Raw genomic sequence first — 15,402 nt, 5'->3', positions numbered from 1 at the left:
CTTACACAATGATACTATTCATAAAAAAGTACGCCCCCAAAAGGATAAATAATGAAAGTAATCAGCTTTAACATCAATGGACTACGTGCGCGACTGCACCAACTCCAAGCGCTAATCGACAAACACCAACCTGATGTGATTGGTCTTCAGGAAATTAAAGTTCACGATGAAGCATTCCCGATTGAAGCTGTCGAAGCCATGGGCTACAAAGTGTATTTCCATGGTCAAAAAGCACATTACGGCGTAGCAATGCTTTGTAAGCAAGAGCCTCTACACGTACAAAAAGGGTTCCCGACGGATAACGAGGAACATCAAAAGCGCATGATCATGGCAACGTTTTTAAATGAAAACGGCGAAAAGGTCACTGTGCTAAACGGCTATTTCCCTCAAGGGGATAACATCAGCCACGAAACCAAATTCCCATACAAGCGCCAATTCTATAAAGATCTGATGACCTACCTAAACGATCATCACAATAACGACGAGCAATTGATTGTTATGGGTGACATCAACATCAGCCCTATTGATGCAGATATCGGTATCGGCGAACCAAACCGTAAACGTTGGCTAAAAACAGGTAAATGTTCATTCCAACCTGAAGAGCGCGAATGGTTGAAAACCTTACTAGACTGGGGCTTTGTGGACACCTTCCGTAAGCTATACCCAGAGGTGAACGATCAATTTTCGTGGTTTGACTACCGTTCTCGCGGTTTTGATGATAACCGTGGCCTACGAATTGATGTCATTTTGGCAACCCCTTCTCTAGCGGAAAAGTGTATTGAATCTGGTATCGACTATGAGCTTCGTGGTATCGAGAAGCCTTCAGATCACGCACCAATCTGGTCAACATTTAAGTAATATATTGCAAAGCTATAAGCGAGACTCAACGCTAAGCTTAGTCCAATAAAAAGGGAGACTCTGTCTCCCTTTTCATACAAATTACCAGTTAATCACTGATTCAGCGGCCAAACCGTTTGACCATCAATAGTTATCGGTGTTTGAGCAAATTCGTTCAGACAGTAGCCTGTATTACTACTTGCAAAGTAAGTGAGCGGCATCGGCGGTAGATTCAGCGCCACAACCTGCTGTTTCGCTTTTTCTGTGAACGAGAACCCCCACATATCGAGATAGTTAGTCATATCTCGCTGAGAGATGTAGCTCAGAGCAATAAGCAACCAGTCGTTGTTCGAGATGCTATTTGCTTCTTCCCGAGAGTAGTTGGCAAAACCAATGCTCAATCGTCTCTCATCCCAAAGCGCGTCGTCCGATTTTAAGCGGTTAAACTCACGTTCAATCAGGTGCAAGCGCGCCAATAAATGCCAACCATTTTTAAGCACACCTTCATGCTGCGCCGCCATCATCATTTGAATGTAAATACGAGCGCCCCAACTCCAACTGGTTTGATTTTGCGCAGCCATGTATGCGTTTGGATCCGCTTGAGTTCGGCTAGCTTGCAATAATTCAAACTGGCCTTTGAAATCCAAGCTTTGGCAAGTTGAAACTTTTCCCGTATTCTGGAAGAAACGAGACTTACTGTAATACGAGTAGTAATTGGTCGTTGAATGCCCTTCCCAGCCTGAAAATCGGAATCGACCTTTTTCTAAACCATGACCAAGCTCATGTAAATCACCGTGACCGAGTGGGCTGAATGACCAGTAAGCATCGTAAGGGTTACCCGAACAACCATAACCACACGTCGCTTGGTCAGCGTTCATGTGCTTCACTATATCAATATTGGCGATTTCCCAACCTTGGTTTTGGGCGTATTGAATAATTTCAGGCACTTCATCTATGCCCGGCCCTTGGAAACCTGCCAGCACATGTGGGTAGTTGTGAACATATTCTTCTGTTGCAAGCGCCATTTCCGAAGGGGTAGACCACATTTCATCGTTGACCGACTCCAACATTTTGTCGCGCTTTGAGTGTACTTCAAACCCAGGAGTGATCAGCTCAGCCCAATCGAATAAATTGGCTTCTAACTGTTGAATAAAAGCGTCGTTGTCCTTCTCACTTCTCCAAACTGGATGCTGTGCCACATGATTAAATTTCAGTTCAACCGGAACATCATTTTTGTCAAAGTGAACCTGTACTGGACCACCATAAGGAGAAGTCAGCGTGATGGTTTCACCCGGCTTCACTTCATAGCCGAATGAAGTCAGCAGTTTTGGTCGCGTGTATCCATCTTTGCTGAACTCATGAGTTGCACCACTTCTTAAAGTGTTGATGACAATCTTAGTCGCCACATCATTGCTGTCATTACGTTTAACCGTAAAGGTTTCCCCAGGAAGCGCATACACACCAGCCGAACGGAAGTTACGCTTTGATTCCATATTAATCGTTGCACTGATTCTCTTTATGTCAGGGCTAAACTCACTACGGCTGAAGTTCCCCATATTTGGTTGTTTTGGGTTTACGCTTCGGCTGTTGTATTGCACGTAATCGGCAAAGTACGACTTTAGGAATTCGGTCGTTTGGGTTGATTGTTTGTCCATCGGGAAGACAACCGTTTGACGATAATGATCAGCCAGCAATACCATGAGTTTTTCGTATTGGTAGCCGTTTTGATTAAACAAATCTACTTTTTGTTCATCAAGCTTTTGCAACCAATGGCGAATGCTGTTTGCCCCTGCATAAAATTGACTGTCCATATTCGCAGTGTCAGGGCAGGTTTTGTCATCACACTGTGACAAGTCAACGTTGAAATTTTGAGATTCAAAACGAGACAACAGCGCTTGTTGTGTGATGACAGAGTCCGGCACAACGTTCATCAACGATGAAGGTTCCCAGTCGACCAAGCCTAACTTACGCCAATAGTTATCTCCCACATAATCAACATGGAATTTTTCCAAAATGTCTTGGCCAAGATCAGTTAGTCCTCCATCCCAATGCAGGTATAGAACAGGAATTTGGGCTTGCTCAGCGTATTCCAAAGCTTCGAGTACTGGTTTGTTGGTATCTCCAGATTGCAGATGCTGTGACAAGATCAATAAGTTTGGAGTATTGGTTTGCAAGCAGCTAAGTAGCTTCGAACCATCGCATAGGTTGGCCTCGTTAAACGCCAGCTCTTGTGAAACATTGTCTTTCAGCCAATTCCGAGTCGCTTGCTCATCCGGAAAGTAATAAGACTGATCCATTTGCGCGATGACGACGTTTGAAGTAACTCCGCCCGACAACCGAGTGACCAGGTTACTTAACCATTTCGTCATCGCTGCGTTGGAAGAGTCGGGAAAACGTTGTGCCGTTCTAAATGGGTTACTACCTAATAGTGCGTAACGTTGACCATTAGACTTTTCCCCGGCAACGCCAATTGACAGAGCTTGATCTTTGTAACCGCTTGCCATGGCCTTATTGGTCATCAAGATGGTGTCGTTGAAGCCATACTGAGGTGCCAAGATCGCGGCATCATGGGTTGGATCCCAATAAAGACCTGAAAGGCTTTTCGCAATTGCAGATTTGATCGTATTCGACTGCATCTTGTGAGCTTCCACAACCTGATGACTTTTACGAATGAAATCGCTCGGGTCAGAAACGAGCAGTGCATTACCAGTTTCCAGAGCTTGTTGAACTGGAGCTGGCGTTGGTTTTACTTGAGCATTAGGTTGTGATTCTCCCTCTCCCCCACCACATCCTGTGGCTAAGGCGGCAATGCCCAACGATAGAATTGTTTTTTTCATTTTTACTTACTAAACAATGAGTTTACTGAATGTTAATGTAAGTTAATGAATAATAAGAAAGAGTCTTTTATATCGGCTGGAAAAATAGGAATGAAGATAACAAAATTATCAAAAGCAATAGCACCCATTCCGGTGCTATTGCCTCTATTGATAATTAGCTTAAAGGACGTAGATAAGCTAAGAAACGCCTCTCTGCCACTTTGAAACACCACAAAATCATAAACGTCAGTGCCATGTAGAACAGCCCCGCCGTCAGGAAAGACTCAAATGGTGCATAGTAGCGCGAGTTAACTAGACGCGCAGCACCAGTTAAATCCATGATGGTAACGATGCCCGCGACTGCACTTCCGTGCAGCATAAATATGACCTCGTTTGAATAAGCTGGTAATGCTCGACGCAATGCACTCGGCAAGATAATACGTCTGTATGTCATAAACTTACTCATGCCATACGCTTTCGCAGCTTCCACCTCACCTTTCGGCAAACCATTAATCGCACCACGAATAATTTCTGCGGTGTAAGCCGATGTATTAAGAATAAAAGCGACCAAAGCACAGAACCAAGCGTTCTCCCATAAGGTATCTTTCACAGGGAAAAACTGATCCATGCCGTAGTAAATCAAATACAGCTGAACCAATAGCGGCGTTCCACGGAAAAAGTAAATGAATCCCCAAGAAGGTAAGCTTAGAGCGTAATTGGTACTATTGCGTGCCACGGCTAATGGGATAGAGACACACAAGCCAATAACCAACGCTAATCCCACTAACCAAACTGTTGTCCAAAGTCCCTGAAGATAAGTTGGAAAGCTTTCAATAATCAAAGAAAAGTCCATAACTTACCTCGCATGAATACTGAACTTACGCTCAACAAGCTTGAGTAGCCCGGTCGAAACGCTGGTAAAAAATAGAAAGATGAGCGCGACAGCCATGTAAAAGGTGAACGGCATTTTGGTTGTACCTGCTGCCAATGAGCTCATTCTCACCATGTCATCCAGACCAATAATGGAAACTAACGCAGTGGTCTTAAGTAACACTAACCAGTTATTACCAAATCCAGGTAATGCATGACGAATCATCTGAGGCAGTAAGATTCTTCTAAACGATAAAGCAGAACTCATCCCATAAGCTTTCGCCGCTTCTAGCTCACCTTTGTCCACCGCCATGATCGCTCCACGAAAAGTCTCCGCCATGTAGGCGCCAAAGATAAAACCAATCGTGAGTACACCAGCAATAAATGGGCTGACATCAATATAATCAGGTAAGTAAGACGTCCATTCATGGTTTGGATCACTCGAGGCAAACCACTCGTTGAGCGTTTCGTTGATGGAGTAAAGGCTGTTATTTAAAAGTATTTGTCCACCAAAGAAAATTAGCATCATCAGAACCAAATCTGGAATGCCGCGAATGACGGTGGTGTAAAGAGTGGCAATCGCCCTTGCCCATTTGTAAGGCGCTAACTTAGCTAATGCGCCAAGCATGCCTAAGACCATGGCGAGAATGAGTGAAAGCACTGCAACTTCTATTGTTACTAAAGCTCCTTTCAAAATCGAAGCTTCGTATCCTTGTAAATCTAGCATAGGTGAGTTCCTAATCCCTAAACTCAAAAAATCGACCGTTGACTACTTCTAGGAACAAGCCAACGGTCGCTTAATTACGGTTTATTCACCGTACACATCGTAGTTAAAGTATTTACCAGCAATTTCTTGGTAAACACCTTTCTCACGTAGTGAAATAATTGCTGCGTCGAGTTTCTTCGTCAGATCTTTGTCTTGTTTACGAACAGCGATCCCCATACCTTCACCAAACCATTTTGGATCGGTTAACGACGGTCCAACAAACTCATAAGCTTCTCCACCTGCTTTGTTGATCACACCCTCTTCTAGAGCCGACGCATCACCTAAAACGGCAGCAATTCGACCATTTTCTAGATCAAGATACGCTTCATCAAAAGAGCCATAACGCACAATTTCAACATCATCGCCGTAGTTGTCAGTTAAGTACTTGTCATGTGTCGTCGCACGTTGCACGCCAATTTTGACATCTTTAAGATTATCAAAATCTAGACCAGCACCTTTCTTAGCGATAAATTTATTTGGAATTTGTGCGTACTTGCCAGTGAAATCGACTTTTTTCTTGCGCTCTTCAGTGATAGACATTGCTGCGATGATGGCATCGTACTTACGTGCAAGCAGAGAAGGAATAATACCATCCCAATCTTGAGCGACGATTTTGCACTTCACTTGCATCTCTTCACAGAGTGCATTTGCCATGTCTACGTCAAAGCCTTTTATTGAGCCATCAGTTTCTGTCCAGCTAAACGGAGGGTAAGCACCTTCGATACCAAAGCGAACTGTTTTCCATTCTTTCGCTTGAGCAACACCTGATACTGCCGTTGCAGCAATCGTTGCTGCTAATAACCACTTTTTCATTTCCATACTCCTGTGATTGCTATTTTATTTCGTTTTGTTTGTTGTGTTGGCTTAGGAGGCAATAGTCTGCCGCCTAACAAATATTAGTAAATGGATGAGATAAACTGCTGTAATCGTTCTGAATCCGGGTTTGTAAATAGCTTAGCTGGATTTCCCTGTTCTTCCACTAAGCCTTGATGTAAAAACATCACATGGTTTGATACGTCACGTGCAAACGCCATTTCGTGCGTGACCACCAGCATAGTTCGCCCTTCATCTGCCAAATCTCTCATTACCCCCAAAACTTCTCCTACAAGTTCTGGGTCAAGCGCAGAAGTTGGCTCGTCAAACAACATCACCTCTGGGTCAACTGCTAGCGCACGGGCAATAGCTGCACGTTGCTGCTGGCCGCCAGATAAGTGCCCAGGGTAATAATCTTTACGCTCATACAAGCCTACTTTCTTAAGCAAGACTTCTGCATTTTCAATCGCTTGAGCTTTTGGCACGCCTAAGACATGAACAGGCGCCTCAATCACGTTTTCTAGTACGGTTAGGTGAGACCAGAGGTTGAAACCTTGGAAAACCATTGCCAGGCGCGAGCGAATACGTTGGACTTGCTTTTCATTAGCAGGAACAGATTCACCTGCTCTGTTGTTCTTCATTTGGATTAATTCACCATTTACCCAAATTTCGCCCGCGGTAGGCGTTTCTAGCAAGTTGATACATCTGAGAAAGGTACTCTTACCTGAGCCGGAAGAGCCAATGATGGAGATAACATCTCCTTTGTGCGCGGCAAGTGAAATGCCTTTTAAAACTTCATTTTGTCCAAATGTTTTGTGCAGGTCTTTTATATCTAGCGCTGGTACATCATTCATGCGCCCTACTCCCTGTGTTTTTGTCACTGCAATTAAGGGACTCCGCCCTCTCTAATTCGGAACAAATTAGCACCGCCCCTTGAAACTTGCAACAAATTATTAACCTAAATAATTCGAATAGAAAGATACGATAGGCAAATTAATATGCAATATATAGCAACATATTCTTCAAAAGTTGAATATTAAATATAAAAAAGCCCCTTTCAAAGGGGCTTAATAAATTTACAAAAGTGTTAATTGAAACCTATTCGAGGTCGCAATGAATTAATTAAAACGACTGACTACCAACGAGTTTGAAGTACGTAATGTTACCTCATTTTCTAAGCCTTCTTTTTCAGAAGTAATGATGCCATCTAGGTCTTCATCTAGTTCAGGCTCTGACGCTTCACCATTGGAAAAGAAGCTCATGAAAACTTTAGAATCAATATTACTATCTTCATTCACTACCAAAGCAGTGCGATTAAAATCGTCCGAAGCTGAAACTTTCAAACCGTTAACGGCCGATGTTGGGAAGTTGTAGTAATGCAATTCTGGAACAACAACAGAATCACTATCACTTGTTGTGAAAATGCGATGTGTGACTCTGTAGTCGCCTGAAGTTGCAAAGTAAGCGACACGAGTAAAGCCTTCAGTAGACGATGTTAAGCCCATGTCCAGATCAATCACGGACTCTGCACTTCCTTGCGTTGATACACTTGGTTTTGTGTTCGGCAGGTTATCAATATTTAAGTAAGCACTCGGATCAACGTCAATATCCCATCCGTCAGAGATCGTTTCGTTAAGTAGAGACTCCCAACCATTAACTTGATTCTCTGAGAACGCCATGTATACCCAAGTTTCTTTATTCGTTGCACTAGGGCGATTATATTCAACGGCCGTTTTATCCAGCTTCAACGCGTCATATGCAAAGCCGTTAGTAACAAAGCCAATGTTGAGCGAGTCGTAAGTATAGTCAGAAGACGAATAAATGTTTGACGTATTATCCGCTCTAACTAAGGCTATCTCACCAGTTCCCCACGAACCAATACCATACTGGTAAAGCGCTTTGTCGCTTGAACCTGATTCATACTGAAACAATGCCGTTGGTTCACCTTTAAGCCCCATCAGTTCATCAGTAGGCAACATATCAGGGTTCGGAGACGTGAAAATATCGGTTTGCGAGACAAAGTTGTAATCTCCGCCACCTGATTCAGCGTTTCGGTAATCTAAGTTAGTAAACTTATTGCTTGCTAAGTTACCGCCAGTAAAGCATTTGTTCAAAGAGTCTCGGTTTAGTGCAAAAGTAGCATTACGTAGTTTCTTATCTTCCAAGAACTCTTTTGAAAACGTGTTTACGCGAGCTTCTTTGCCGTTAAATTCTATTGCTTGAAACGTTACAAAGCCGCCGTCAGGGATATCTTCAAGATAAAACTTAAAGTTATCAGTGGTAGGTTTGATAATGTCTCCGGATCTTTTGCCATCGGCATCAGAGTAGTAACCGATAACATAGTTGGTCACTTGCTCTTTTGACGCTGCACTATAGGTTAAAACCGTTTTATCGCCGTTCAGCTCAGTTTTGTGGTCATATACAGTACAACCTTTCGTAGTTGCTTCACTTTCAGTCATTGTTGCTGGTATAGCAAAATCAAAAGTAAAGGCAGTTTTCGGCGCTGCACCACCGCCACCGCCGCCACCGCCGCCGCAACCGACCATTAACCCTGAGATGATTGCCACTAGTGGCAGTACTTTAAGCTGTTTCATGTCTTTTTCCTAAACTGAGCGGCAATGATTAGCCAAAAAATTGTCTTTGCTCTGTCCAAAGCAAGAATAAAGCCAGCTTTATATAATCACCGTGAATATTGACATTTAATCTGCATCTCGTGCAAAAGGACAAAAAGTTCTAATTTTATGCAACTTGTGTAATGAAATTACACAAGATCTCCGCATCTCATTCGCATGCCAGAAACTTTCTGTAGTTTTATTTCACAACCATTCTTAAAGTGATCTAAATCAATCACCCTAAATGGCTATCTTGCTAGACTCCTGCCAAAAGATGAGGCTTTTTTTGCGCCTCAACACAATAAGTTATTAGCTATGCTTAGGCACAGTGTCGACGTGTAACAAATCTAACAATAGCTAGCATAAGCGTGCCGCAGGATGCGGATTAACACAATTGAATGAAGAATTCATAACTTTTAAATATATGAGGAATCTATGTCAGACGCAGTTAACAAAACGCACTCTGATTCAGATATCGAGACCAAGAGCTACCGTGAGCTTCATCGTCCAGCATCTGAGTTCGCAAGCCGTTCAGACTACCTAGACCACGAACTACAAATCATGAAGCCACGTCGTTTTGGCTTGAACTTGCCAGGTCGTGACTTCCGCTTTGAGCTTGAAGACCTTGTTCCAGCGCTTGCTGGTACTATCGGTATTATCGCAATGTACTCTGCGGTAATGATGTCTTGGGCTGAAGGTCTTACTGCAGCATGGGACCACGTAAACTTAGGCAAGGACTTTGCTATCGAAGTTGCGCGTGTAGAAATGCTCATCCCTGCACTTCTTTTCTGTGTACTTGCCTCTGGTTTTATTAACCCTAAAGCCAACCTAGCAGGCAACCACGGCCCCATGATCCCTCTTATTGGTACCATCGCTCTTGCTGGTGCTCACCCTCTTGCATTAGCAATTCTCATTGGTGTGTTTGGTTTGATTTTGAGCCTCTTAAAAGGTGGGTCAAAACTGGTTAACCTCACCTCTGAAGGTACGGCTGGTGGCCTTCTTATTTTCTTAGGTTTAACCGGAACCATGAGCCAAATTAACTCTATTCAAGCTTGGGCTGTTGGTTTGCAATCCGATACGGTTGCCGCTGGTAGCATGGGTTACATCGGTCTAATTGTTCTTGCGGTTACCATTGGCTTATACGCGTTCCTTGCTAAAGTGAACAAACGCTGGCTAGCGATCCCTGTTTGTGCCTTCACTGGACTTGCAATCGCACTTGCTCTTGGCGCAGGCTTCGATATTAAATTCGTAACCGAGACAGGCCTTCCAAACCTAAATCCAATCTACTGGTGGGGTTCAACAGAAGAAGGTTGGATGCTTGGTCTTCCTAATATGGAACACTTCATCGCTTCACTACCATTCGCCATTCTTGCGGTAGCAATGTGGTCACCTGACTTCTTGGGTCACCGTATCTTCCAAGAGATGAACTACCCACGTAAGAGTGAGAAAGTGCTGATGGACGTTGATGACACAATGACAATGTGTTCCGTTCGCCAAATGGTCGGTACTGCAGTGGGTGGTGGTAACATCACATCATCTTGGGGGACTTACATGATCCCTGCTGCAATCGCGAAACGCCCTATTCCTGCTGGTGCCATCTTACTAGGCTCTCTATGTATTATTGTTGCAATCCTTGGTTTTCCTATGGACGTTGCAGTATGGCCTCCAGTTATGCGCGTTGCTCTTCTCGTTGGTGTATCTCTACCACTGCTTGAAGCTGGCATGCAGATGGTGAAGGACTCGAAAGACTCACAAGCAGCAGGTATCTGTATCTTTGGTTCTGCCGTTGTTAACCCAGTTCTAGCTTGGGCACTAACTATGCTTTTAGATAACAACGGTTTAATTGGAGATAAAGAGCGCGCGTCTCGCCTATCATTTGTAGACAAGATTGTGATCCCAGTAAGCGTACTTGTTATCTGTTTAGTTGCTATGCTTGCAGTTGGTATGCTTGAAGGCCAGTATGGCATCCAAGCTTGGCTATAAGCTAGCAGTCCAGAAATTTGTGGGTAGCGCTCGTCGCTACCCCATTTTTATCGAGATTTTTGAGGATTTATTGATTTAGTTTAAGGTTTGCAAAAAAATTTTAGTTTAACCTCTAACTGTTGCTTAAAAAGAGAAACGTTAAAACTAGTGACAATATTTATAGTTTTGTAAATCGAATACGTAAATTTAAGACTATAAATATTGTTATTCATAAGAGTGTACTGTTCCCCTCTTTTATCTGGGGATAGCTGGCTCAACGGCGAAGCAGTACGTATTTTTTTCTACTAAAAAGGTAGGTATGTCATGGCAGAGCAATTTGCTAAAGCTTGGGAAGGTTTTGCTGCAGGCGACTGGCAAAACGAAGTAAACGTTCGTGATTTCATTCAGAAGAACTACACTCCGTACGAAGGCGACGAATCTTTCCTAGTTTCTGAAGGTACTGAAGCGACTAACAAGCTTTGGGCTAAGGTAATGGAAGGCATCAAACAAGAGAACGCGACTCACGCTCCTGTTGATTTTGATACTTCAGTTATCTCTACCATCACTGCTCACGATGCAGGCTACATCGAAAAAGACCTAGAAACTATCGTAGGTCTTCAAACTGACGCTCCTCTAAAACGTGCGATCATCCCTAACGGTGGTATCCGCATGGTTGAAGGTTCATGCAAAGCCTACGACCGCGAGCTAGACCCACAAGTTAAAAAAATCTACACAGAATACCGTAAAACTCACAACCAAGGCGTTTTCGATATCTACACTCCTCAAATCATGGCGTGTCGTAAATCTGGCGTACTGACTGGTCTTCCAGATGCATACGGTCGTGGTCGTATCATCGGTGACTACCGTCGTGTTGCTCTATACGGTATTGACTTCCTAATGAAGGATAAATTCGCGCAGTTCTCTTCTCTACAAGAGCGTTTTGAGAACGGCGAAGACCTACAAATGACAATGCAGCTTCGTGAAGAGATCGCAGAGCAACACCGTGCTCTAGGTCAAATCAAAGAAATGGCTGCAAAATACGGTTGTGATATTTCTCGTCCTGCTGAAACTGCGCAAGAAGCTATTCAGTGGACTTACTTCGGTTACCTAGCTGCTGTTAAATCTCAAAACGGTGCGGCTATGTCTCTAGGTCGTACTTCTACGTTCCTAGACATCTTCATCGAACGTGATATCGCGGCTGGTAAGCTAACTGAAGAACAAGCTCAGGAAATGATCGACCACTTCGTAATGAAACTACGTATGGTTCGTTTCCTACGTACTCCTGAGTACGATGATCTATTCTCTGGCGACCCTATCTGGGCAACTGAGTCTATGGGTGGTATGGGTCTTGACGGTCGTACGCTAGTTACTCGTACAAACTTCCGTTTCCTAAACTCACTATACACTATGGGTCCTTCTCCAGAGCCAAACATCACTGTTCTTTGGTCTGAGCAACTACCTGAAGGCTTCAAGAAGTTCTGTGCGAAAGTATCTATCGATACTTCTTCTATTCAGTACGAAAATGACGACTTAATGCGTCCAGACATGAACTCTGACGACTACGCGATCGCATGTTGTGTATCTCCAATGGTTGTTGGTAAGCAAATGCAGTTCTTCGGTGCTCGTGCGAACCTTGCGAAAACAATGCTTTACACCATCAACGGTGGTGTGGATGAGAAGCTAAAAATCCAAGTTGGCCCGCAAATGCCTAAGATCGAAGGCGATGTTCTTAACTACGATGAACTGTGGGAGAAAATGGACCACTTCATGGATTGGCTAGCGAAACAATATGTGACTGCACTAAACGCTATCCACTTCATGCACGATAAGTACAGCTACGAAGCGGCACTAATGGCTCTACACGACCGTGACGTTAAACGTACTATGGCTTGTGGTATTGCTGGTCTATCTGTTGCAGCTGACTCACTATCTGCAATTAAATACGCAAAAGTTAAGCCAATTCGTGACGAAGACGGTCTAGCAATCGACTTCGAAATCGAAGGCGATTACCCTAAATTCGGTAACAACGACCCACGCGTTGATGACATTGCATGTGAACTTGTTTCTGTATTTATGGGCAAAATCCGTAAGCTTAAGACTTACCGTGACGCAATCCCTACTCAATCAATTCTTACTATCACTTCAAACGTGGTTTACGGTAAGAAAACTGGTAACACGCCTGATGGTCGTCGTGCTGGTGCTCCATTTGCTCCAGGTGCAAACCCAATGCACGGTCGTGACGAGAAAGGTGCTGTAGCATCACTAACTTCAGTTGCTAAACTGCCGTTTGCTGACGCACAAGATGGTATCTCTTACACATTCTCTATCGTACCTAACGCACTAGGTAAAGATGAGGGCTCACAACGCGCTAACCTTGCTGGTCTGATGGATGGTTACTTCCACCACGAAGCGGGTATCGAAGGTGGTCAACACCTAAACGTGAACGTTCTTAACCGTGAAACTCTAGAAGACGCAGTTAAGCACCCAGAGAAATACCCTCAGCTAACAATCCGTGTATCTGGTTACGCTGTTCGCTTCAACTCTCTAACTGCAGAGCAACAAGCTGACGTAATCGCGCGTACATTCACTGAGTCTCTATAAGACTATAGCGAAATAACGTTCTAGTAATACAACAAAGGCTGATGCTAAGTAGCATCAGCCTTTTTTTATTTCTTGAATGAAAGTTGTGATATCGCGAAAGACTTTTGCCCGCATTCTTACGTATGATGCGAAAAAAGTTAGCAAATAAAGTCTATGAGATTTAGTAAATTAATTATTCTTACCCTTCTTTCTCCAGTTGCAATAGCATCCACTAAGTCTACGGTTTCTTTTACCATCGACAACGATGGTATTTTTGGCGTCGATCAAGACTATACGAATGGTGTTTTCCTTTCTTACGCGACAGGCCAACTGATACAAGAAAGCCAATGGAAATGGCTGAGTCTAGCTAACTCAGAGCACGCCAATATCGATAAAATAGAGTTGGTTCTTGGCCACAAAATGTGGACTCCAAGCGACATTGAAGCCGATTATCCACTAATCAATGATCGCCCATATGCTGGTTACCTACACACCGAAATCAACTACCTTTCCCTAACGAGTGACAAAGCTGTACGGTACAATTTCACCATAGGAGCTACGGGTGAAAGTTCGCTATCAGAAAAGGCGCAAGAAATCGTTCACGGCATAACAGGATCGACGGACCCTCAAGGTTGGGATTACCAGATTGAAGATAAAGTTGCGTTCAGCCTTGGTTACCGCGTATTTAACAAATTGATGCGCAGCGAAGAACAAAAAACACAATGGGAGATCACCAACATTAACGACATCAATGCGGGTAACTTCCGTAGTGATGTCTCTCAAGGCGTCATGTTTCGTTGGGGTACAAACCTAGCGAATAGCATCGGAGCCGCCAATATCAGTGTCGAAAGCCCTTTTTCAGCAAGTATGATCGCTCAGAGCACGTCGAGTTGGTTCTTGTTCACCGGGTTTGAAGGTCGTTACCGCTTTAATGACATGACTATCGAAGGAGATCGTCCTGGCATTCCTGAACCGTCAGCGCCATACGACGTCACACTGCAAAATTGGCAAGCAAGTGCCGTCGCGGGGGTATCTTGGTACAACCAAAATTACGGTGCAAGCATCACCTTTACGATTAAAACACCGGATTATGAAGAAGCCCAAACCGATGTTTATGGGACAGGCTCGTTCTCCGTGTTCGCCTTTTTCTAAAAACTGGATTATCCCAGCATCGAAGTCAATCTAGATACACGGCAAGTTCTCGGGGTAGGTATTAACCACCTCGTGTTCAAGCGTTTATGTAGATTGGCTCCATCTATTTTCTTTCTTCAAATAACCTTGCCTTTAGTACCGACAAAGCTGTTTTAACCCTGCTTTTTGTAATAAAATAACAGCTAGAATTTACTAGTAATGAGAGCAAAAGATGTCAACAGCTGGTCGTATTCACTCATTTGAGTCATGTGGTACCGTAGACGGACCTGGTATTCGATTTATCGTCTTCTTGCAAGGTTGTTTAATGCGCTGTAAGTATTGCCATAACCGCGATACTTGGGACACGCATGATGGCAAAGAAGTCACGGTTGAAGAAATCATTTCCGAAGCGAAAAGTTACCGCCACTTCATGAATGCATCAGGCGGTGGCGTTACTTGTTCTGGCGGCGAAGCGATGCTTCAACCGGAATTCGTACGTGATTTTTTCCGCGCTGCTAAAGCCGAAGGCATTCATACATGTCTTGATACTAACGGTTATGTTCGTAAGCACACTGATGTTATCGATGAAGTACTGGATGCAACAGACTTAGTCATGCTTGACATCAAACACATGAAAGACGAAGTGCACCAAGATCTCATCGGTGTATCCAACCGACGCACATTGGACTTTGCTCGTTACTTGCAAAAAATCGGAAAGAAAACATGGATTCGCTATGTCGTCGTGCCTGGTTACACAGATGACCCAGAAGCAGCACACATGCTTGGTGAATTTATTAAAGACATGGATAACATTGAAAAGGTCGAGTTACTTCCTTACCACAAATTAGGGGCTCATAAATGGGAAGCGTTAGGCTTAGAATACCCACTCGAAGGCGTAAACCCGCCACCGAAAGAAACCATGGATGAAATTCAATCCATTCTTGCTCAATACAACGATAACGTAAAATACTAAGTGAACCGCAAGACTAACCTCTTTAAAATACCAGCTTATTGC

Annotated in this window: 11 protein-coding genes; 5 read left to right on the top strand and 6 right to left on the bottom strand. The window is 43.7% G+C overall.

The genetic code is table 11. The features are described 5' to 3' along the window. Positions 1 to 51: 51 nt before the first annotated feature. On the top strand, positions 52 to 858 hold the full coding sequence (gene xthA, locus R7P67_RS07185) for an exodeoxyribonuclease III (protein WP_005378433.1): 807 nt from the start codon (positions 52 to 54) through the stop codon (positions 856 to 858). Between the two features lie 92 nt (positions 859 to 950). On the opposite strand, the gene R7P67_RS07180 is transcribed toward xthA, so the two are convergent. The 6 genes from R7P67_RS07180 to R7P67_RS07155 form a co-directional block, all read right to left on the bottom strand. Next, the gene (locus R7P67_RS07180; RefSeq protein WP_262652528.1) at positions 951 to 3,674 is read right to left on the bottom strand and encodes an ImpA family metalloprotease; all 2,724 of its coding nucleotides are present in this window, start codon (positions 3,672 to 3,674) and stop codon (positions 951 to 953) included. 154 nt (positions 3,675 to 3,828) lie between these two features. Further along, positions 3,829 to 4,506 (bottom strand): ABC transporter permease, encoded by a 678-nt coding sequence (locus R7P67_RS07175; protein ID WP_053303243.1) that lies wholly within the window; start codon positions 4,504 to 4,506, stop codon positions 3,829 to 3,831. A 3-nt stretch (positions 4,507 to 4,509) separates the two neighbouring features. Continuing rightward, on the bottom strand, positions 4,510 to 5,250 hold the full coding sequence (locus tag R7P67_RS07170; protein WP_005378436.1) for an ABC transporter permease: 741 nt from the start codon (positions 5,248 to 5,250) through the stop codon (positions 4,510 to 4,512). An 81-nt stretch (positions 5,251 to 5,331) separates the two neighbouring features. Next, positions 5,332 to 6,102, bottom strand: a complete 771-nt coding sequence (locus tag R7P67_RS07165) for an ABC transporter substrate-binding protein (protein ID WP_005378437.1) — start codon at positions 6,100 to 6,102, stop codon at positions 5,332 to 5,334. A gap of 83 nt (positions 6,103 to 6,185) precedes the next feature. Next, complete coding sequence (locus tag R7P67_RS07160; RefSeq protein ID WP_005378438.1) at positions 6,186 to 6,956, bottom strand: ABC transporter ATP-binding protein; 771 nt, start codon at positions 6,954 to 6,956, stop codon at positions 6,186 to 6,188. A 264-nt stretch (positions 6,957 to 7,220) separates the two neighbouring features. Beyond that, a complete protein-coding gene (locus R7P67_RS07155) occupies positions 7,221 to 8,696 on the bottom strand; it encodes a 54K polar flagellar sheath protein A (RefSeq protein WP_213912178.1) in 1,476 nt (491 codons plus the stop codon). A 453-nt stretch (positions 8,697 to 9,149) separates the two neighbouring features. Here R7P67_RS07155 and R7P67_RS07150 point away from each other — a divergent pair, with 453 nt between their 5' ends. The 4 genes from R7P67_RS07150 (at position 9,150) to pflA (ending at position 15,360) form a co-directional block, all read left to right on the top strand. Then, complete coding sequence (locus R7P67_RS07150; RefSeq protein ID WP_005378441.1) at positions 9,150 to 10,697, top strand: DUF3360 family protein; 1,548 nt, start codon at positions 9,150 to 9,152, stop codon at positions 10,695 to 10,697. Between the two features lie 303 nt (positions 10,698 to 11,000). Next, positions 11,001 to 13,277 (top strand): formate C-acetyltransferase, encoded by a 2,277-nt coding sequence (pflB, locus tag R7P67_RS07145; protein WP_005378442.1) that lies wholly within the window; start codon positions 11,001 to 11,003, stop codon positions 13,275 to 13,277. A gap of 153 nt (positions 13,278 to 13,430) precedes the next feature. Beyond that, positions 13,431 to 14,408, top strand: a complete 978-nt coding sequence (locus R7P67_RS07140; RefSeq protein WP_213970504.1) for a lipid A deacylase LpxR family protein — start codon at positions 13,431 to 13,433, stop codon at positions 14,406 to 14,408. A 211-nt stretch (positions 14,409 to 14,619) separates the two neighbouring features. Further along, a complete protein-coding gene (pflA, locus tag R7P67_RS07135; protein WP_005378444.1) occupies positions 14,620 to 15,360 on the top strand; it encodes a pyruvate formate lyase 1-activating protein in 741 nt (246 codons plus the stop codon). The last annotated feature ends 42 nt before the right edge of the window (positions 15,361 to 15,402 follow it).

This window comes from Vibrio sp. Vb0937, assembly GCF_033338855.1.
Note: the sequence above shows the minus strand (reverse complement) of the source record. Positions and strands in the feature narration are given on the sequence as shown.